The sequence below is a fragment of the Bradyrhizobium sp. 521_C7_N1_3 genome (assembly GCF_052075975.1).
Lineage (GTDB): Bacteria > Pseudomonadota > Alphaproteobacteria > Rhizobiales > Xanthobacteraceae > Bradyrhizobium > Bradyrhizobium japonicum.
On sequence record NZ_CP197232.1, the window covers coordinates 2,081,590 to 2,101,387 of the forward strand.

Here is a 19,798-nt window from a genome sequence, read left to right on the forward strand (position 1 = left end):
GCTGCCAAGGTAAGAATCCTGGACTGCCTGATGATGCCATAGCTTGCATTGTTCATCACGACCAGCGCTTCATCCCGGTCAAGTGCTTGGGGTTTGCGGCTCCTGGATGTTCAACTGCATGCCACCGTCTCCATTGCGGGAGATCACCTTGCGGTGCGATGCCGCGAGCGTGGCGCCGATCACAGCGAGAAGGGCGTATCCCGTCCGGCGTACAGTCAGGGGCAAAGAGCGTGTAACAGAAGCGTGAAGACGCGAGTTCCGCCGATTTGTGCCCGGGAACTCGGCAATGTATTCGATCCACTCATGGTCTATTCGCGCGATTAATGGCGAGCCGGGCACGGCAGAAATCACCAATTGTGCCTGTTACATAATCGAGTTCCGCAGCCCCAAGCCCGGGGTAGACACCGATCCAGAATGTCTGGTTCACTACGCGATCGCTGTTGGTCAATTTACCATGCACTCGGTAGTGCCGATTGTGCATGTAGGGCTGCCGGGTGAGGTTGCCACCAAAGAGCAAGCGTGTGCCGATTTTCCGATCGTTGAGATGTCGTACGATTTCGTCCCGGCTGAACGGCGCTGATTTACGTACCGTAAGCAAGAAACCGAACCACGACGGCTCACTGTTTGCGGTGGCCTCAGGTAGGATGAAAAGGTCCTCAAGCCCGCGCAGACCCTGCCTCAGCGAGTCGAAATTGCGCCGCCGCGCGGCAATGAAGTCTTCAAGATGACCGAGCTGAGCAAGGCCGACGGCGGCCTGCATATCGGTCAACTTCAGATTGAAGCCGAGGTGACCGTAGGAGTATTTGTGGTCATAGCCGCGGGGAAGATCCCCGAGCTGCCAGCCGAAGCGGCGGTTGCAGGTGTTGTCCTTGCCGGGATCGCAATAACAGTCGCGGCCCCAGTCGCGAAAAGTCTCCATCGCCCGCCGCAATCCAGGATGGCTGGTAAAAGTCGCTCCGCCTTCGCCCATCGTGATGTGGTGCGCGGGATAGAAGCTCAGGGTGCCGACGTCGCCGAACGTCCCCACATGCTGCCCGTTGAGCGTTGCACCAAGCGCGTCGCAGCAGTCTTCGATGAGAAAGAGGTTATGCCGCCTGGCAATCTCGGCGATCCGCGCGGCATCGAATGGATTCCCAAGTGTATGGGCCGCCATGATAGCGCGCGTTTGCGGAGTGATCGCCGCCTCGACGAGCTCGGGCGTAACGTTGTAAGTGGGAATATCGATATCGATGAAGACGGGCGTCATCCCCCATAGGATGGAAGGATTGACGGTCGTCGGAAATCCGGCCGCTGCTGTGATGACCTCGCTGCCGGGCTGCAATAGGCGCTCCCGGAGCAGGGGTGAGGTGAGAGCTGAAAAGGCAACCAGATTTGCCGACGAACCGGAGTTGACCGTGAGCGCATAGCGTGCCCCGACGCGCTGTGCGAGCTTGGCCTGAAACTCGTCGTTGAAGTGGCCCGCCGTGAGCCAGAATTCGAGCGCAGCATCCACCGCATGCTTGACATCAGTGGCGTCGAAGACGCGACCGGAGACAGGCACCGACGAATAGCCAGCAGAAAATGGCTTCCGGGCGTGAGTCAGCGCATAGTGGCGCTCGACTAGCTGATGGATTTGACGCCGGATGTCCTCTGCCTGCAGGGCCGAATCGACGGGCGCGGATGCTGCTGTGCATTGGATAGTCATGATAATCCCCTGGAGGTCTGATTGAGAATGCCGGCTTGCCGGATTACCTTCATCGCAGCTTGCATGGAGTGATTGGCCCAGATCACTGTGGGAATGCCGGCATCACGAGCTCGCAGCATGCGCATCGATTAGGGCGTTGGCGAACAGATTGTGATTGTTTGATCTTATGGCGACTCCTTGCAAGCGCGTTTGACCGGCCAACGTTCATCAACCAATACGTGGCATGTTGCTGTCATCTAGATCAACTACTAGCGTTAGTAGTTGAGCGTTGCGCGCAAACTGTTTTCATCTCACTATAGATACGTACGCGCCGCGGCTAGGCCATGACAATCACACAATGTTTGATCTTTGATGGCAGAAATTCAAAAATGGCGCACGCGCGACGGCCGGCAATGCTCATCAACTCAGGGCCCTCTTACTCTGCTCGACATCCAGCACGACCCGAAATCTTGGCTTGCTCCTGGCAATGCGAAGCATCGTCAACCTGAGCATGCAGACACGCGGACTGTGACGGAAGTGGTCGAGACCTTTGGCGCCGCTTGAAGAAGCGGGAGATCATTTATGAGCCGCACCAGCGCCGACAGCGACGCACTGACGATTGACCCGCGGTGTGGCGCGCCAAATCCTGCCATGGCGGCCAGCCTGGCGCTCATGCGACACGCTGATGCATACAGCGCGCTGGTATGGCGCCTGTTCCTGGCCACAACGCTCAGCAGCCGAGCTTTGCGCGGCCGATATCGCGGCTTATCGATTGAGGTTTGCAGCGTAAGACCATTGATGCGACCATGAGTTCACCCGGCATTTTGTCCAATCTTGAACGCTTCGCAGGCAAATCGGTGCTTGTAACGGGCGCGTCAGGTTTCATCGGGCGGCGGCTGGTTTCACGTCTTCTTGCGCAAAGAGCGCACGTCATGTTGCTCCAACGGAGGATGGAACCGACTGCCTCATCGCGCGATCTTCTCCTGGCCGATCTGGCAGAACCTGATTTCGAGGCGCAGATCGCTAGCTTCTGGGGAGAGCGCCGTTTCGATATCGTCTTCAACTTGGCTGCCTATGGCGTGACGCGGTCGACGGACTCGTCGTCTGAGGGGCGGAGTCGCGAACGCCTGCTGGCTCAGCGCGTCAATGTAGATGCGGTTCTGGCCTTATTCCGACACGCGCAGAAGACCGGTAGCAGTTCTTTCGTGCAGGCCGGATCATGTTTCGAATATGCGCCGCTGACTGGCGACGCTCCGAGGATTGAGACCGATCCGCTCGAACGGCGGGATAATCAGGATAGCGTCATCTATGGCGTCAGCAAGGCTCGGGCTACCGAGGCACTTCTCCGCTCGGCGCGATCGAACACTTTGTCGCTGGTGGTCGCCCGCATCTTCAACATCTATGGGCCCGGAGAAAAAAGGGAGCGGCTCCTGCCGAGCCTTGTTCTTAATTTGTCTCAGGGCCGGCGCGTCCCACTATCGGCGGGTCTCCAGATCAAGGATTATCTGCATCTTGATGATGTCGTCGAAGGATTGTGCGTGCTCGCTCTTACTGCTAGGGACCGGGAGTTTCAGGGCGTGCTAAATTTAAGTTCTGGCTCCCCCGTCAGTGTCGCCCAATTTGCGTGCGCGGTTGCGCACACGATTGGCGATTGCGAGCATTTACTGGGCTTCGGAGAAAGGCCGGCGCATCCGGACGAGGTCCCGGTTCTCATCGGATCGACGGCGGCGCGGGATGCGTTTACGGAATGGCGACCCCGGCGACCCCTTAATGTGGGCCTGCCGAGCGTAGTGCGACACATGATGGCGAAGGATTGACTGCGAGGGATCGACGATGAGCAGCGTCGACTATTCCCTGCGTAAACTCATTAATTGTCCGTTCTTTAATCGCGGGCCCGTTTCATTCCCGATAGACAAAAATGATGCACTGCCGGGTTCATGGTTCTTCCGCGGTCGTCTCCAGGGACGACTTCGAGATTGCCAACACCTTCGCCCGGCAGGACGCTTATTCCGCCGAAGGCGGATCTTTGTTGGTTTAAGACTGGTTCATGCCGGGCGCATCTCTGCCTGGAACTCGGTGCCATCGGTCCAGATGGCATGGAGCATGAACAGCCATTTTTGCGAGCGACAGCAACCTTAGCTTTTTTGCGCCGATGCGTTTGGCCAGCTTGCTGCGCCAGCGCTTGAGCGCAGAACCTCGCCTGACAACGGTCAGCAGGACGTTCGCGGCCTCAAACAAATAAGTTCGATACCTGGTGGTTGCCGCGCTTGGAGAGGCGGCCAGTGCGATCGATCTCACCGGATTGATAACGTCTTGGTGTTAGGCTGAGATAGGCGCCAACGTCATCGGAACGTCTTAAGCGAGTAGGCTCGTCGATGGTAACGACGGAACGACAGGGCAACCAGGGGACCGATACCGGGAACGGCCATCACTCGCCGAACTTTGGTCGGCTTGTGCCACTGGCAGGAGCTGTCGACCAAATTTATCGATTTGCTCGGTCAAACAGGACTGGACAAGGAGTAGCGGCGCGAAAAATTTCTTGCAAATCCGGCGCTTCAACGAGGACGGCGTTAACTTTGCGAGCCAGGTTGGTCGAACCGGCCTTGCCGAGACTCCGCGCAGCTCGTTGTCGAGGTTACACCGCATATTCATTAGCTTAGTTCGAGCTGCCAGCATCGAACGGGTTTTCCAGCTCTCCGCTCCCTTCACGGCAGCTTCCCCGGTACCGTCACATGCGCGTCATTTCGGCCACCCCCTTGGCATCGTTTTGGTCCGACTTGTTGATGCGCATCGATAACCCTGCGTTGGCATGACGCGCATCAAGCCAAATAACCGGAAAGGCCGGTGCCCTGAGTTGGCGCCCAAGCCAATTGGATAGCGAGCCCGTTTCAAAAACGATCCGGTCAGCATTGCCGGCATGCCGCCGCAAGAGTTAGGGATGGCTCTGGATTGGTTGGCACGCTTGATCGCGCCGAAGACGCCGCGTTTCTGGCCGGAGATGAAGACGCAGGGTGGATTAAAGGCGAGAGGGCAGCGGCTGGGTCCGTAGTAGCGACGAAGCGGAGTAATGTCCGTGGAGCCAAGGGGCCCTGCCATTTGCAAAGTCTCCGACGTAAGGAAGGCAAGGACGAGATGATAAAGGCGTCCGTCGATTGCAGGACCTGAAGCGGAGACTATATGTCAAGCCGAAGGCTGAGCCGTCCTGGCGTTTCTGGTCCGACGTGGAGGGGACTGGAAACGTGGCACGGTCGGGAGGCCTGCCGGCGCGCCAGTCCTCGACCCTACCGTTCCAGCGCAGCCTCCTCTCATGCGCCCCGCTATAAGGGCTCGAATTTGAGCATCTCCGTCGGGTCCTTCAGGGGCAGGAATCCGTGAGCGCACCTGAAAGGCACGTACATCATCAAGCGGTTGTCGGCGCTCAACTCGGCCCCGAACCATTGCAGGAACGTTGGCGAGCCTTCGCGGAGATCGACGATGACGTCCAACGCGCGACCACGAATGCACTTCACCAGCTTGGTCTCGCCGGCCGGCGCAATGTGATAGTGCAGCTCTCTAGCGTGCCTGCATGCGTAGACACTGAAGTGTCGATCTGTCGGAAGCCCGTCGCCAAGCCGCGGGTGCTAAACTCTTCGGCGCAGAAGACGCGGGCAAAAAAGTCGCGATTGTCGCCACGAGGTTCGAGGAAAGCTCCCGATATGGGGGTAGGTTCGCAGATCGTGGCGCGACTCAGCTCAGGCGGCGCCCAATGGAGAGGTAGTCCGCCGAGGGCACAGCGGCTGCGTTGATCAGTCGACGCGCGTCAAACACCGTCTTGCCCGCGACTCGCAATGAGGTGAGTTCGCCGTATTCCTGCGTCCGAGTCGCGATGATGACGATCTCGGCCCACTCAACCTCGCGCCGCCAGTCAGACGAGAACTGAATGCGGTCCGCGGCGATTCCGATGGCGAGTTTGAATTTCTCCGTCGCGAGCGGGTCGTAACACCTGACATCCGCTTCGGCCCGCAGAAGATCGCGAACGATCTTGATCGACGCGGATTCGCGGACGTCGTCGGTATTCGGTTTGAAGGAGAGGCCGAGAACGAGAGTTCGTCGGCCGGACAAAGCTCCGAGCTTTCGCTGGAGGGTAGAGACAATCTGGCTCGGCTGCGCGGCGTTCACGTCGAGAACGGCATTCAGCATGTTCATCGGGAGGCCCAGGCTCTCGCCCTGGGTGCGCAGCGCCTGTACGTCCTTTGGAAAGCATGACCCGCCGAACCCGCAGCCCGGAATGAGATAGGTCAGGATCTGTGGGGCGATGCGGCCCAAGGGGGTGATCGGCGACCAGCGTTTGTCGAGATGGACGCCGCACATGACGTCGAGGGCGTCGACGCCTCCCACCGCAGCGCAGAGATTTGCTACCTCGTTCACCACGGAGATCTGGGTGGCCAGAATTGCGTTGTTGGCGTATTTGATCATTTCGGCCGTGCGGGTATTCACCCGCACTTTGTCGCAATTCCACGGAGCATAGAGTTCCTCGAGCCGCACCAGCGTCCTCTGGTCCTCGTGACCGAGCACGATGCGATCTGGCTCCATGAAATCCTCGATCGCGTCTCCTTGGCGAAGAAACTCCGGGTTCATACCCAAGCCGAATGCTCCGAGTTGCTTCCCGGACGAGTGCTCGAGCTCTTCCCGCAATAGCGTATCCGTTGTCCCCGGAATGACGGTGCTCTTCACGACGACTGACAGGTGATGAGGAGTAGTCGCAAGATAAGCGCCAATCTGGCGAACGCACTGCCGGACGGCGCTGAGGTCGATCGCGCCGTTATCGGACGGCGTGCCGACGGCGATCAAGGAGATTTCCGACGCCTCAATCGAGGCGTGAAGGTCGGTGGTGGCCCTAAAGCGGGCCGATGCAAGCACTGACTTAAGCAGTTCAGGGAGGCCACGCTCATAGATATGCGGGACGCCTACGTTAAGCTGCGCGACGACGTCGTTCCGCAGATCGACGCACGTCACGTCATGCCCCTTCGCCGCGAGGCACACGCCCGAGACGAGGCCGACATAACCGGACCCGACAACTGTGATGCGCATCACCCCCCCAACTCGTCGCGTAGAAAGGACAGGTAGCGGCGCACGCCCTCATTTACGAGGATGTTGGGAGCGTACCCGAGAATGTCCCGCGCCTTCTTGATCACGGGGCGGCGCCGGTTTGGATTGTCGACAAGATACTCTGCGTCGGAACTCCTCTCGAAGACGACCGCGCCGCGGCGTCCGAAAAGCTCCAGCGAAGCCTGCTGATAGATCTCGGCAAGGTTGTGGACGGAGATCTCCGGCCGGTCGATCCCGATGTTGAAGTAATTGTACTTCCCATGCAGGAGGCAGAGGAGATAGCCCATGATCGCGTCGGAGATGTAGCAAAAAGTGCGGGTCGGGCTACCGTCGGAAAGAATGACAATGTCGCGTCGATTGATCACGCATCGCGCGAAATCGGCCGGCAGCCGACGATCCTCGATGCGCATGCCGGGCCCATAATTATTGAAGGGGCGGGCGACAGTGATGGGCATGCCATACGTCTTGGAGAAGACGTAGCATATCGTCTCGCCAAAACGCTTCGATTCGTCGTAGCAGGCCCGCGGGCCCAGGCACGCGACATTGCCCCGGTATTCCTCGTCAGTCGGAATCGCCGTCTCCGCTGGATCGCCATAGATTTCGCTGCTCGAAAAGAACAACAGGCCCTTGAGCCGATCCGAACCCCGATAGGATTCGAGTAGCCGCCTCAGTCCCCAGATGTTAGCGTCGATGGTCTCGACCGGATACTGCCGATAGAACGTCGGCGAAGCGATCGAGGCCATATGGATTACGTAGTCCGCTTCGTCAGCGCCATCAACCGTTCGCAGGTCATCCTTGGCGATGTTGAACGTACGCGTCTCGAGCACGTCCGGAAACTCCGCACTCAGATCGGTCAGCCAGCGCGGCCGATGCAGCAGGAAGGTATCGAACGCGATGAGCCGCTTCAGGCCGAGTTCGGACGCTTTTCGCGTGAAGTACTGGAGGAAGTAATATCCAAGGAAGCCTGCGCAGCCCGTGACCAGGACGGTTGCCCCTGCGAAGCGTCCTCGCGGCAGGGCCGCATGGATATGCTCGATATCTTCTTTGACGATGAGGCTGATTGTCACGAAGCGCTCCGAACGAGAGGCTGGGCGCTGCTGGCGTGAACCCAAGGGGCTCGACCGGATTCCAAGAGCTCTTCGAGCTGATCCTTGTCACGCTGCGTATCCATGCATGCCCAGCAGCCGGTGTGACGCCATACGCGCAAGCCACCGGCCCGGACAAGGTCGGTGAGGGGCTCTTTCTCCAGCGCGAGGTCGGCTCCATTGGAAAGGTAGTTCATGAGAGACGGACAGAAGAAAAAGTACCCGCCGTTGATCCAGCTGGACCCCTGCTTGGGCTTTTCGGAGAATTCACGGTCGCCAACACGGGCGAGCAGACCATGACCGGCGGCAGGATCGGCATCGCGGCTGCCTTAGGTCAGTAGGGTGAAGATGCGCATTTCTGCACGGGCAAGTTCGTCGTATTCAACACTTCGAAGACCTCGGCGAACGGCCGAGGAAGATTGTGATTGGTCTTGCATGCTGATTCCTTGTGCGTTTGACCGGCCGACTTTCATCAGCGACAGGTGACATGCTTCCGTCATCTAGATCAATTACGAGCGTTGGTAGTTGACTCGAGCACAACATTTTGCATGCCACTATAGAAGTGAGGACAGACGTCGCGGCCACGTCCACCAATCAGAAGAGCTGAAGACCTTCAGTGACTGACTGCCGAGGCATGCCGTGTAGTGGTCTTTTAAGAATGCGGTCTTTGCGTCGCTCGCAGACATCCCTGTTAGCGGTTTCTCCGAGGTCAACGAGGCTATGATATTTTGGCTTGGGAGGCTCTGGAGCATGAACAGCCATTTTTGCGAGCGACAGCAACCTTAGCTTTTTTGCGCCGATGCGTTTGGCCAGCTTGCTGCGCCAGCGCTTGAGCGCAGAACCTCGCCTGACAACGGTCAGCAGGACGTTCGCGGCCTCAAACAAATAAGTTCGATACCTGGTGGTTGCCGCGCTTGGAGAGGCGGCCAGTGCGATCGATCTCACCGGATTGATAACGTCTTGGTGTTAGGCTGAGATAGGCGCCAACGTCATCGGAACGTCTTAAGCGAGTAGGCTCGTCGATGGTAACGACGGAACGACAGGGCAACCAGGGGACCGATACCGGGAACGGCCATCACTCGCCGAACTTTGGTCGGCTTGTGCCACTGGCAGGAGCTGTCGACCAAATTTATCGATTTGCTCGGTCAAACAGGACTGGACAAGGAGTAGCGGCGCGAAAAATTTCTTGCAAATCCGGCGCTTCAACGAGGACGGCGTTAACTTTGCGAGCCAGGTTGGTCGAACCGGCCTTGCCGAGACTATTCCCAGCCCTTACACAAACCGCGCAGCTCGTTGCGAGATCGAAGCGAGCTTTGCGATCGTGCTGGCGCGCGCCAGCCAGATCCGCTCGCATCAGCGGCCAGCGCGGGAATGACTTCGCGACGCTGAAGCCATCGCCCTAGGCCGTTCAGCGCCCGACCATGCGACTCGGCCCACTAAAATCGGCCGAACAACTCGATTTGCAAGCTCTCCACAGAGCTCGCAGCCGACTGGTGACATAGAAAACAGCGGTCATAAATCAAATCCGGGGCCTTCTACTCCCTCGCGGGATGCCGGTCCGCCAGGGAGCGGCAGCCCTCCGATTGGCGTTCCCTCAGCTTCACTCGGTGGTTGTCGGATAACCTGTCGCCTCGAGTGGTTCAACTCATTCAGGACTTGGCTCAGGACTATGCTATCTCGACCGGCGGTCGCGTCAGTCACGAAAGTAATCGACGTCGTCAACCAAGATGCACACTGTCGCCGCCTGATGCGTGCGCCGGGCGTCGGCCGATCATTTAAGCGTGGTGATGCTATCCCATAAGGCGCGCGATTTTGCAGCATGGCTTGGCCTAGCATTACAGTTGCATTATCTTGAAGGTTCTAAATCTATGGCGACCATGAGTCGGGATCTGATGATTGGCGAGTCGGTTGAAGATACGCTGACGCTGTGGGCTTCGTCGTTGCGAGATGCCAAGCAACGCATCCGTCCGCTGTTTACGCAGGAGCGGGTGGCTGCCGCGGCGAGGCAGTTTCTCGACGGACTGTTGGGCAACGAGCCGCGCAAGACGGGTTGGATGCGAGGCGGAAGCGGCCGGCGATCCAGGCCCGTGGCGCCAGCAGGCGATCCTGGGCCGGGGACAGTGGGAGGCCGACGCGCTACGCGATATTGTACGTGAGTATGTGTAAAAGAAGCGACTTGAGCTAACAGTGGGTGCTTTGTCGCGGCAGGTGTCCGACAAAGATTTCATGTCCGACCTCACGCAGCCGGCAACAATTTCTCTCTCGACAGAGCACTTGCTCAAGCAAGTTTGCATCGGCGTCTTGCCGTAGCACCAGCGCCCCTGATGCGGGCGCACCTCATTGTAGGCAGCGATCCACTCATCGAGATCGCTCTGCAACGCAGTGATGCTCGGATAAATCTTCTTGCGGAACACGACGCGATAGAACTCCTCAAGCACGGTGCGGTGGAAGCGCTCAACAATGCCGTTGGTCTGTCGGCTCCTCGTCTTGGTGCGGGTGGGATCGATGTCTTCGACGGCGAGGTAGAGCTCCTATTCGTGATGCTCCGGATTGCCGCAATACTCGGTGCCGCGGTCGGTCAGGATCCGGTTCAGTGGGATGCCCCGCGCATCGAAGAACGGCACCACGCGATCATTCAACAGTTCGGCCGCCGTGATCGGCGTCTTGCGATCATACAGCTTGGCGAACGCCACCTTGCTATAGGTGTCAATGAAGGTCTGCTGATAGATCCGCCCCACCCCCTTCATGTTGCCGACATAGAAGCTGTCCTGCGCACCGCAATAGCCGGGGCACTCGCTCTCGAACTCGCCGTGCGCCTCCTTCTCGGACTTGGCCTTTTCCAACGCAACGAGTTGGGCCTCAGTCAGCACCAGGCCGTCCTGGGCCATCTTGGCCTCCAGCGCCGTCAGCCGCTTCTTGACGTTGGCGAGATCGTGACGCAGCCACACCGCCCGCACGCCGAACGGGCAGATCGACAGGCCGCGGCTCCTGAGCTCATTGCTGACTCGCACCTGGCCCCAGGCCGGCTGGTCGATCGCCAGCTCAACGACGGCCGCCTCGACCTCCGGCGCGACACGGTTCTTCAGGACCGGTTTCTTGCGGCTGATCTCAATCAGCGCCAGCTCACCGCCGTTGTCGTACAGTTCCTTGAACCGGTAGAAGCTGTCGCGGCTATAGCCCATCATCCGGCAAGCCTGGCTGACATTGCCGAGCTGCTTGGCCAATTCCAGCATTCCGACTTTCGCGCGAATGACCTTCTGTTCCTGGGTCATGGTAACGTCTCTTGTGAGACGCTGCGGGCTGCGCGGGAGCGCCCTTTGGGTGAGCGCTCCTGCTCGCCAGCAGCTCCAATCCCTGCCAGTTCAAACCTTGCCGTCAGATTAAGTCGAAACTTCTACAAGCCCGCGTCAATCGCAAGCTCCATGATCGTAATGAGCGCCTGCCTCAGACCATCCACGATATCGCCTGGAAGGCCCAGCTCAGGCTCTGCGCACGCTATCGCCGCCTATCGGCCGCCGGTAAACCCAAGGTGATCATCACCACCGCCATTGCGCGCGAGATGGTCGGTTTCCTGTGGGCGATCGCTCGTCAAGTACAAGTCGGGGACACCTGAAAGGACTCTGCTCGACCATCGGTGCCCTGGGCAGGAGGCGGGGCGAGGCGGGGAATCCTCGCGGCCTGTTATGAGCCGGCTACGCCGACGCTCGTCTTCTAGGCCGAGGCAGCACCAAGACGAAACCACGGTCATGCGGTAGCCAACCCGCGCATGAGAGCTTGCTCAACCGTCGTCTCTGCCCCGCCTCCCGCTTTGGGCGCTGCTGAAATCCAGCGTCTGGGCGCAGCCAGGAAATTATGCTCGTTCAGAGTCTTGACGGCAAACATGAGAGCAGGCGGCTGAAAAATGTGTGCTGAAGGGCGATTTTCCTGATGTGTGTGGTGACGATAAGCCAATCGATGCGCGGTAAACGGCGCCGCACACGCAGTTTTCGCTGTTTTTTTGTCTCATGTTTGGCGCTCCAGACAGATTCGTCCCGTTGCCGCCAGCATCTTCGGAATGCGAACGAGATTGTAGGTCGGCGGCGGTAAGCACGAAAAACCACTCGACCAGGCCGCGGTCACGGTGCCGGGTCTTGCGCAGACCGCCGACCGTCTTGATCCACCCGAATGGTTCTTCGATCCGCTTGCGCTTGGTCATGCTGATGCGATAGCCGGGATGTCGGGTCGTGCGCGCGTCGATCGCCGAGCGGCGGTTGGTGTCGTTCTGCGAGACATGCGGCGTGCAGCCGCGCTCGCGGCAACCGGCAACAAAGTCGGCGGTGTCATAGTTCTTGTCGGCGCCCGCGGTGCTGCCCGGCTTGGCACTGTCCTCGATCATGTCGAGGGCGGTCGTTCGCTCCGCCGTACCGTTGGCCTCGGTGAGGCGCGCATCGACGATCAGCTCGTTGCGGTTCTCCATCATCAGATGCCCCATGTGGCAGAGCTTGGCCTCCTTGCCCGCGCCCTTTCGGAACAAGCGGGCGTTAGGGTCGGTAGTCGAGGAATGGGTGACGTTCTTGCGCTTCTCGCTATGGAAGTCGCGCTCGGCATTGCGCCACCGACTGCGGCCCGATCGCTTGCCAGATGGTGAATCATCGCCATCCTTTGGCACGAAGCTCTTCATGCTGGGCACATGCCTCGATAAGCGTGCCATCGACCGAGAAGTGCTCACTGGACAAGAGCCCATGCACCTGCGGCAGGTTCAGCACGGTAACAAAGAACTTGGCCGCGATGTCGCCGTCGAGCAGCCGATCCCGGTTCTAGCAAAACACGGTCGCATCCCACACCGAATCGTCAATCGACAAACCGACGAACCAGCGGAACAACAGATTGTAGTCGAGCTGCTCCATCAGCTGCCGTTCCGAGCGCGCTGTATAGAACGCCTGCAGCAGCGGCGCCCGCGACAGCCGCTCCGGCGGAATGGATGGCCGGCCATGGCGGGCGTACAGCCTGCCAAAGTCGCGCGACAGATCCTTCAGCGCCGCGTCAACCAGGTCGCGGATCGCACGCAGTGGGTGATCCGCTGGAACACGCTGCTCCAACCGCACGTAACCGAATATGCCTTCCGACCGCTGATCGGCCCTGCGCATCGCGTTCCCCAGCCCAAAGGAATCAGACACATGCACGGAATCACGCTCCAACCAACTCGCAAAACGACTTTTTCAGCAGCTGCTGCGCGCGCTCTCACCAGGTCGCGTATGGCCTCATGCGCCGGATCGGGGACCCACACCGCCGTGGCTCGCCGGCCCGGTGCAATTTGGCCAGCATCGCCGCGTCGCGGCGGTCCGTCTTGACCCGATCCCCAGCCTTCATCGGGATCAGCGAAGGCGCCACCAAGATGCAGTCATGACCCAATTCCGTCAGTTGCCGATGCAGGCCATAGCCACAGGGGCCAGCTTCGTCGCAAAAGCTCACTCGCCGGTCGCCCTTGGTCAGCTTCTCTGCCAACTTCGCGACCTGATCGCCGCGATTAGGGACGATCCCCAGCTGGCGGACTTCACCACCACGCATTCCTTCGGCGACCGCAACCGAAATCGTCGCCTTATGGACATCCAGTCCCACGAAAATGCTATCATTCATCAGGCCCGCTCCCCATGCTTGAGGTTCGGCGCCGGCCCATCGGGCGCAACCCTCGATAGGAGCTTGCCGTGGGGGGCTGCACGTCGCCTCAGGGGGCGAACATAGGGTCTAGCCGGCTGCGACGGCTTCCAACAGCTCGTGAGCGAGGTGGCGCTCGGTAAGCTGGCATCGTCATCGGCCTGGAGGTATCGCGATTGGCGCGTAACGCGGAACCAGCGTCGTGAAGATTCCCCGAGCGGAGTGGCAGTTCGTCATGCCGGGCATGCATCAGGACTACATCGACGGGGAACGGTTCGTAGCTAATCAGCGGCGCGTTGCGGATAATGCCAGCGCATTTGGTGGTGAACAATTCTCTGGGCCAGCGCGCGAGGGGACTGGCGTTGCTCCAGGGACGCGTACTATGTGGCTTGTGCGGCGACCGCATGGGTGTGCATTACAGTCGCGAGCACGGCGATATGATCCCGAGCTATGTGTGCCAAGCGAGCGCAGTGCGCCGTGCCGGAAAGACCTGCCAAATGGTGCCTTGCAAGATCGTCGATCCGGCGGTCGCCGCGTTGATGATCGAGATGATGACGCCGATGGCGCTGGCCGTCACTCTGGAGATCCAACGCGAGCTTGAGGCGCGGGTCCGCGAGATCAAGACCGGGCGTCGCCAGCACGTCGAACGACTGCGCTACGAAGCCGAGCTTGTCCGCCGGCGCTACATGAAGGTGGACCCCGAGAATCGTCTCGTCGCCGATGGGCTTGCGGCCGAGTGGAACGACAAGTTGCATCGTCATGTCGAAGCTGTCGAGGAATATGAACGTCGCAGCAAGCAGCAGGCTGCGACGCTCACCGCTGAAATCCGTCACCGTATTCTCGGTCTTGCCGAGCAGCTGCCGCAAATCTGGAATGATCCGCGCGTCGACTTCCGTGAGCGCAAGCGCATCGCGCTCTTGCTAATCGAAGACATACCTTGATCAAGGCGCAGAAGATCATTGCTCATGTGCGTCTATCCGGCGGGGCTACCCATACATTGGAGCTCGAACGACCGCTGCCAATCCCCAGCTGCGTAAGTTCAAACCCGAGCTTATCTCGGCCGTCCATCGGCTGCTCGATCAGCATTGCGACCGCGAGATCGCCGAGATAGTGAACCAAGAACGAGTGGCGCACCTGGGAAGGCAAGCCCTTCAATCTGAAGAGGATCGCCTTAATTCGCGGTGTCTACAAACTGACGAGTCGATACGATGGACTGCGCCACCGTGGCATGCTCACGACGCGCGAGGTCTCAGCGAGGTTTGGGATCGCCAAGACCACTGTGCAGGAGTGGGCCCTCAGGGGCTCCTCAAAAATGCTACGCTGACAGTCTGAACCGTTCAGTCTGAACCGTTGCCTCTGGGACATCGCATCAGATACCACTATCCTTAAAGTCTGCGCGGCCGCTGCTCCCGCAAACCGAAAACGACACCTATCACCGCGCAACTGTCGGGATGTGGTCCAATATGAAGCAATCGCCTTGTCGCGCGGGCGGCGCGGCCGCGCCGGCAAAATGGCCGTGCCGTAATGCACCGCCATCTCAGCGTAAATGCGGTTGATCTGGGGAACGTAGAAGCACGCCTTGATGACCGCGATCTTGGTGTTATCGGGTACCAGCAGCGCGCCGGCACCCCGCCGATGCCTCGAAGGCGCCGACGTGACCGGCGATCCAGTCGGCGAGCCCCTGGGTCCAAGTCGCCTGCGTGTATTTGAAACTCGATGCACCGAGGACGGCGACGAAGATTTGAGCGTTGCGCCGCTTCCCGGTGACCCAATCGACGACCACCGAAATACCGTCGCCCGCATAGTTCACGAACAGCTTGTCCCCGGCCGCATGGACCTGGCGCATCGTTACCGACAAGCGGCCTTCTCTGGGACGGTAGAGCTCACAGAACCGGCTATAACGGAAGCCGTCGGGCTCGGCTGCGATAGATTCCCCCCACAGGATCCACAGCGTCACATGCTCGCGCTTGAGGTCGCGATGTACCGCCGCCCAGTCGGGCTCAACGCCGGACCGGCGACCCGTTTTTGGTCCCGGCGCCGCAAACAGCCGCTCCTCCAGAACCTCATCGGTGGCCTAGCTTTGGTCTCTCAGGAGGTTGTCCATCTGGTCTGAACCGAGGAAGCTGAGGTTGCGAAGCTTCAGTGTTCCAAGGAGAGACCAGATGAACGTCCACAAGAATGCGCCTTTGACGCCCAAAGGTCGAGAGGCGATGGTGCGAGGCGTGGTCGAGGGCGGGCTGAGCCAGGCTGATGCGGCAAATCAGTTCAACACGACACCGAAAACCGTGGCCAAATGGGTCAAGCGGTTCCGCGCAGAAGGCGTGGATGGTTTGCGCGACCGCTCGTCGCGACCTCGTTCATCGCCGAGCCAAACCCCGCCGGCCACGTGCGCCGCCGTCGAGACGTTGCGCCGGCAGCGCCACACCGGCAAGCAGATTGCTGCCGAGGTCGAGGTGTCACCGGCCACCGTCAGCCGTATCCTTCGCCGCTTGGGATTAAGCCGGATACGCGATCTGGAGCCCGCCGAGCCGGTGCGCCGGTACGAGCGCGAGCACCCCGGCGAGCTCATCCATATCGACATCAAGAAGCTCGGCAGGTTCGTAAGACCAGGCCACCGCATCACACACGATCGCCAGAAGGGCGAAAGCCGCGGCGCCGGCCACGAGTTCGTCCACGTGGCCATCGACGATGCATCGCGCTTGGCCTTCTCCCAGATCCGGCGGGATCAGAAAAAGGAGAGCGCCATCGCCTTCCTCAAGGAGGCCGTCACTTACTACCGCAGCCTCGGCATGAAGGTCACCGGCATCATGACCGACAACGGCTCCTGCTACCGCGCCAAGGCCTTCGCCAGAGCGTGCAGGAAGCTCGGCCTCAAGCACATCTTCACCAGCCCCTACAGACCGCAAACAAACGGCAAGGCCGAACGCTTCATCCAGACAGTGCTGCGCGAATGGACCTACGCTCGCGCCTATGACACCTCAGACCAGCGCGCCAAAAACCTGCCAATCTGGCTTCATCACTACAACTGGCATCGCCCGCACGGCAGCCTGCAGGCCAAACCACCCATCAGCCGCCTCGGCCTCCCGAAGGACGACCTGTTGAGATTCCACACCTAGCCGGGTCATCATGCAGGGCTCCAACACTGGCCTAAACGGCGGCTCAACGCCATATGGCAACGACTACGAGCGCGAGATTGTGCTGATCAACATCGTATTGATCTGATTGATGGCGGTGCGCAGGTCCTCTGCCTCGCGGGTTCTACACTTCACGCATTGGAACGCAAAATCTGCCCCTTGGGGCGCGAACCGCATTCGGTGATCGGTTCGACCACGAGCGAACCGCTGCGGATCTTCGTGAACATCACCGCCCAGCCGGGGGCGAGCGACTGGGACCGTCACCGGGGGTCCTGCGCGGGGTAGGCTGCGTGCAGCCGATCTGCGAGCACCTGGGCAGCGTCCGTCGCGATGATGGGGGCAGGTCGAGGCTTGGCGTGATGGACGCGGCCCGGCAGGCTGCATGCCGGACGATGTGGATTTGCCAAAGCGAATCAGGCGCTCGTTGTGCGCCCTGACGAAGATCGGCCGCGGCTCATGATGGGCCACGCCGCGTTCGCTCAATCAACCCGTCTCGGTTGCGCCGCCAGCCAGGCGGAACGTCGCAGTTTCGAGTGCGAGGCCGGTCTCGCACAGATCGGCGGGCCTGCGATTTAGTCGGACGAAAAACGACGCCGCCGCGTTGCGGCAGCACGGTCAGCAGTCCCATCCTGAAGCTGTAAGAATGCCTCGCACACACAGACGTCTTGCGGTGCCGAACTGTTCGGCAACCTGGTTCTCGCTGCGTCCGCGGCCTTTATGGTGAATACGAACTGACAGCCGAGAGCCTGCCACGCATCGCCGAAAAATACCGCGAGATTGTGCAGCCCGGCTTCTACGCACACGTCCTGCGTCGTGCGAACGTCGAGAGTTGCCAAGTCAATTTTCTGCAGCGCATCTTCATCGAAACCGAACAGCCCGCACTGCTCGCCCAAGATCTCAGCCTCGACTTTCGCCGGTGCGGCGGTGCTGACTTTGCCCGCGTGGGGCCGAAACAGGCACACAGCCGACGACGCTATCGGAATGGCCTGAGATCATCGATTTCCATTTTGCCACGTACGATCCCAGAGCCTGGCCGTGAAATGCTAGATTCCCATTCCCGCACGCTCGATTTCGCGTCGGTCGTCGCCAAGGCGCACGCGTCGCGGCTGTTACTTTGTCGTGCCAGCCTCGTCCAGTTGACTACGGCGATGTCGGAAATAGGACGACCGGCAGCGTCATTTCAAGAGCAGGCTGCTAATTAGGTGTTTTCTCTGGTCAGGCAAGCCGCGCAGGGAATTCCGCGAGTGGCACGCCGATTGCTGGATCAGGACGGCCGCAGCCAAGGCGTTCGCAGCGGCATGTCGCCAGGAGTTCCCGATGAGACCCGCTCATGACGCTAACGGCGCTGGTGCACCAGCTCCCGCCCCGCGCCGCTATTCCACCTTCTCGGTCCAGCTGATGCACCTTCCGTAGCGGCGTTGGCGCCAATGGTCGGCGCGAACGCGCGGGTCGGGTTGGAGAACAACCTGTACCTCTCCCGCGGGCTGCTGGCAACGAACGCCGAATTCGTGCAGCGGGCGATAGAGAATCTCGAGAGGATCGGGTGGGGTGCTGCCTCAGACAAGAGGCGCGAGAGGCTCAAGCTCAAAGTTCATGTCAAATAGATCAACGCTGAGGCTTATGTCTGAGGAGGCTTATGTCTGAGAGTTCAACGGTAATGCCTGAGAGGCTGCCGCGCGCAGTCGGGCTCCTCGGGGGCGGTGTCATCGGCGGCGGGTGGGCGGCACGCTTCATTCTCAACGGAATCGACGTGCGGCTGTATGGCCCGTCGCGTGGTGCGGTCGAGCGCGTGCGGGGAACGCTGGCCAACGCACGGCAAGCATATCGGCGGCTAACGCTGATCCCGCTGCCGGCCGAGGGGGCACTAACGGTAGTCGAGTCGGTCGCGGACGCCGTGCGCGGCGTAGACCTCGTGCAGGAATCCGCACCGGAGCGCCTGGAGCTCAAGCAGCAGCTGCTCGCGGCCGCCAGCCGCGCGGCAGCGCCTGGTACCCTGATCTGTTCCTCGACCTCGGGGATTCGCCCGTCGTTGCTGCAGGCGGAGATGGACCACCCCGAGAGCTTTCTGGTTGCGCACCCCTTCCAACCTGTGTACCTGCTGCCGCTGGTCGAACTGTGCGCCGGAGAGCGCACAGCGCCCGAGGCGCTTGAGCGGGCGGCGGCGATTTACCGGGCGATTGGGATGCACCCGCTCGTGGTCCGCAAAGAGGTAGACGGGTTCCTCGCGAACCGGTTGGGGGAGGCATTGAATCGCGAGTCGCTGTGGCTGGTGCACGACGATGCGGCCACGCTGCAGGAAATCGATGACGCGGTGCGCTACTCCTGGGCGCTGCGCCGCGCGGCTATCGGCTCGTATCGCGCGGCGGATGGCGGGGAGGGCATGCGCCAGACCATTGAGCAATGGGCGTTCAAGTGGCCGTGGTCGAGGCTGACCGACAAACCCGACATTAACGGCGCGTTTCTAGACAAGGCCGCTGAGCAGGCAGACGCGCTGGTGAAGGCCGATCCCCTGGACGTCCCCGCCGACCAGAAACGCGACGATCTGCTCGTGGCCCTGCTGCAGGCGTTGCGTTCGCAAAACTACGGGCCCGGCGAGACGCTTGCGCGCTGGGAACAAGGGCTCCAAACTCGCGCTCCCAACATTAGCAACGGTTCCGGCCCACTGCGGATGCCAACGCGAGACATAACGTCTGACTGGATCGGCCACTACGGCCGGGTCAACGAGAGTCGCTATCTCGAGCTCTTCGGCAACGCCACCGACTCGCTGCTCCGTTCGATCGGCGTCGACGGCGAATACCGCTCAAGTCATGGTACTTACGAAACGGTCGAGACGCATTTATCGTACCTCCGGGAATTGTACGCTGGGGACCGCATTCAAGTGCTCACGCAGATCCTCGCCGCCGACGACAAATGCCTTCATCTTTTCCACGTGCTTACGCGGGAAGGTGATGAGGCGCGGGCCGCCACGGGCGAGCAGATGCTGATTCACGTGGACGCCGTGAGCAAACGCCGCGGACCGGTGAATGGCCACGTCCGCGAACGCCTGCTGGAGTTGACGCGACTACATGCACGGTTGCCCCGTCCGGAGCCTGCCAACGCAAACATCCAGCTCCGCCGAGCCGCGAAATCTTAGACTAAGTCTAGCGCGCAATCTGGATGGGGAGCCGCATTGGCGCATGTAGCGATGTTCCGGA

At 60.5% G+C, this 19,798-nt stretch carries 14 protein-coding genes and 6 pseudogenes; 8 read left to right on the forward strand and 12 right to left on the reverse strand.

The annotated features are described in order from the left end of the window. Window positions 1–78: 78 nt before the first annotated feature. Both AB7008_RS09430 and rfbH read right to left on the reverse strand, forming a co-directional pair. Window positions 79–351 (reverse strand): thiamine pyrophosphate-dependent enzyme, encoded by a 273-nt coding sequence (locus tag AB7008_RS09430; protein ID WP_441258750.1) that lies wholly within the window; start codon window positions 349–351, stop codon window positions 79–81. After that, window positions 302–1,684 (reverse strand): lipopolysaccharide biosynthesis protein RfbH, encoded by a 1,383-nt coding sequence (gene rfbH / locus AB7008_RS09435; RefSeq protein WP_441258751.1) that lies wholly within the window; start codon window positions 1,682–1,684, stop codon window positions 302–304. The genes AB7008_RS09430 and rfbH overlap by 50 nt, the downstream gene beginning before the upstream one ends. Before the next feature lie 758 nt (window positions 1,685–2,442). Here rfbH and AB7008_RS09440 point away from each other — a divergent pair. Continuing rightward, on the forward strand, window positions 2,443–3,480 hold the full coding sequence (locus AB7008_RS09440) for an NAD-dependent epimerase/dehydratase family protein (protein WP_441258752.1): 1,038 nt from the start codon (window positions 2,443–2,445) through the stop codon (window positions 3,478–3,480). A 413-nt stretch (window positions 3,481–3,893) separates the two neighbouring features. Here the strand turns inward: AB7008_RS09440 and AB7008_RS09445 are convergent, their stop codons facing one another. The 4 genes and pseudogenes from AB7008_RS09445 to AB7008_RS09460 all read right to left on the reverse strand — a co-directional run bounded on the left by AB7008_RS09445 (window position 3,894) and on the right by AB7008_RS09460 (window position 7,818). Beyond that, window positions 3,894–4,064, reverse strand: coding sequence for a transposase (locus tag AB7008_RS09445; RefSeq protein ID WP_441258753.1), 171 nt, complete (start codon window positions 4,062–4,064; stop codon window positions 3,894–3,896). A 916-nt stretch (window positions 4,065–4,980) separates the two neighbouring features. Continuing rightward, window positions 4,981–5,214 (reverse strand): annotated as a pseudogene (locus AB7008_RS09450) (dTDP-4-dehydrorhamnose 3,5-epimerase family protein); the annotation flags it as partial. 175 nt (window positions 5,215–5,389) lie between these two features. Then, window positions 5,390–6,733, reverse strand: coding sequence for a UDP-glucose dehydrogenase family protein (locus AB7008_RS09455; RefSeq protein WP_441258754.1), 1,344 nt, complete (start codon window positions 6,731–6,733; stop codon window positions 5,390–5,392). Beyond that, on the reverse strand, window positions 6,733–7,818 hold the full coding sequence (locus AB7008_RS09460; protein WP_441258755.1) for an NAD-dependent epimerase/dehydratase family protein: 1,086 nt from the start codon (window positions 7,816–7,818) through the stop codon (window positions 6,733–6,735). Before AB7008_RS09460 ends, AB7008_RS09455 begins: the two co-directional genes overlap by 1 nt. 35 nt (window positions 7,819–7,853) lie before the next feature. Here AB7008_RS09460 and AB7008_RS09465 point away from each other — a divergent pair, with 35 nt between their 5' ends. Further along, entirely contained in the window at window positions 7,854–8,177 is a 324-nt protein-coding gene (locus tag AB7008_RS09465) for a hypothetical protein (RefSeq protein ID WP_441258756.1), read from the forward strand. Window positions 8,178–8,713: 536 nt separating this feature from the next. Here the strand turns inward: AB7008_RS09465 and AB7008_RS09470 are convergent. Continuing rightward, complete coding sequence (locus AB7008_RS09470; RefSeq protein WP_441258753.1) at window positions 8,714–8,884, reverse strand: transposase; 171 nt, start codon at window positions 8,882–8,884, stop codon at window positions 8,714–8,716. 844 nt (window positions 8,885–9,728) lie between these two features. Between AB7008_RS09470 and AB7008_RS09475 the strand changes: the two are divergent. Further along, a pseudogene (locus AB7008_RS09475) lies at window positions 9,729–9,999 on the forward strand (IS701 family transposase); the annotation flags it as partial. Window positions 10,000–10,115: 116 nt separating this feature from the next. Here the strand turns inward: AB7008_RS09475 and AB7008_RS09480 are convergent. Next, window positions 10,116–11,108, reverse strand: a pseudogene (locus AB7008_RS09480) (IS481 family transposase); the annotation flags it as partial. A gap of 128 nt (window positions 11,109–11,236) precedes the next feature. Between AB7008_RS09480 and AB7008_RS09485 the strand changes: the two are divergent. Beyond that, window positions 11,237–11,449: pseudogene (locus tag AB7008_RS09485) on the forward strand (IS110 family transposase); the annotation flags it as partial. A 389-nt stretch (window positions 11,450–11,838) separates the two neighbouring features. Here the strand turns inward: AB7008_RS09485 and AB7008_RS09490 are convergent. Both AB7008_RS09490 and AB7008_RS09495 read right to left on the reverse strand, forming a co-directional pair. Continuing rightward, window positions 11,839–12,962 (reverse strand): annotated as a pseudogene (locus AB7008_RS09490) (IS5 family transposase). A gap of 65 nt (window positions 12,963–13,027) precedes the next feature. Beyond that, window positions 13,028–13,452: pseudogene (locus AB7008_RS09495) on the reverse strand (IS110 family transposase); the annotation flags it as partial. Window positions 13,453–13,874: 422 nt separating this feature from the next. Here AB7008_RS09495 and AB7008_RS09500 point away from each other — a divergent pair. After that, complete coding sequence (locus AB7008_RS09500) at window positions 13,875–14,411, forward strand: hypothetical protein (RefSeq protein WP_441258757.1); 537 nt, start codon at window positions 13,875–13,877, stop codon at window positions 14,409–14,411. 659 nt (window positions 14,412–15,070) lie between these two features. Here AB7008_RS09500 and AB7008_RS09505 read toward each other — a convergent pair. Then, complete coding sequence (locus AB7008_RS09505; RefSeq protein ID WP_441258758.1) at window positions 15,071–15,427, reverse strand: hypothetical protein; 357 nt, start codon at window positions 15,425–15,427, stop codon at window positions 15,071–15,073. Between the two features lie 205 nt (window positions 15,428–15,632). On the opposite strand from AB7008_RS09505, the gene AB7008_RS09510 reads away from it, so the two are divergent. After that, window positions 15,633–16,586 carry an IS481 family transposase gene (locus AB7008_RS09510; protein ID WP_441258759.1) on the forward strand — a complete coding sequence of 318 codons (954 nt, stop codon included), beginning with the start codon at window positions 15,633–15,635 and terminating at the stop codon, window positions 16,584–16,586. A gap of 590 nt (window positions 16,587–17,176) precedes the next feature. Here the strand turns inward: AB7008_RS09510 and AB7008_RS09515 are convergent. Beyond that, the gene (locus AB7008_RS09515) at window positions 17,177–17,497 is read right to left on the reverse strand and encodes a hypothetical protein (protein WP_441258760.1); all 321 of its coding nucleotides are present in this window, start codon (window positions 17,495–17,497) and stop codon (window positions 17,177–17,179) included. Window positions 17,498–18,031: 534 nt separating this feature from the next. On the opposite strand from AB7008_RS09515, the gene AB7008_RS09520 reads away from it, so the two are divergent. Beyond that, window positions 18,032–18,208: a 3-keto-5-aminohexanoate cleavage protein gene (locus AB7008_RS09520; protein WP_441258761.1), complete on the forward strand. Its 177-nt coding sequence runs from the start codon at window positions 18,032–18,034 to the stop codon at window positions 18,206–18,208. A gap of 53 nt (window positions 18,209–18,261) precedes the next feature. Beyond that, on the forward strand, window positions 18,262–19,737 hold the full coding sequence (locus tag AB7008_RS09525) for a 3-hydroxyacyl-CoA dehydrogenase NAD-binding domain-containing protein (RefSeq protein WP_441258762.1): 1,476 nt from the start codon (window positions 18,262–18,264) through the stop codon (window positions 19,735–19,737). The last annotated feature ends 61 nt before the right edge of the window (window positions 19,738–19,798 follow it).

Coding starts and splice junctions, on each gene's coding strand:
- rfbH (WP_441258751.1), bottom strand. CDS start 1,684: ATGACTATCCAATGCACAGCAGCATCCGCGCCCGTCGATTCGGCCCTG.
- AB7008_RS09455 (WP_441258754.1), bottom strand. CDS start 6,733: ATGCGCATCACAGTTGTCGGGTCCGGTTATGTCGGCCTCGTCTCGGGC.
- AB7008_RS09500 (WP_441258757.1), top strand. CDS start 13,875: ATGGGTGTGCATTACAGTCGCGAGCACGGCGATATGATCCCGAGCTAT.
- AB7008_RS09510 (WP_441258759.1), top strand. CDS start 15,633: ATGAACGTCCACAAGAATGCGCCTTTGACGCCCAAAGGTCGAGAGGCG.
- AB7008_RS09520 (WP_441258761.1), top strand. CDS start 18,032: ATGGTCGGCGCGAACGCGCGGGTCGGGTTGGAGAACAACCTGTACCTC.
- AB7008_RS09525 (WP_441258762.1), top strand. CDS start 18,262: ATGCCTGAGAGGCTGCCGCGCGCAGTCGGGCTCCTCGGGGGCGGTGTC.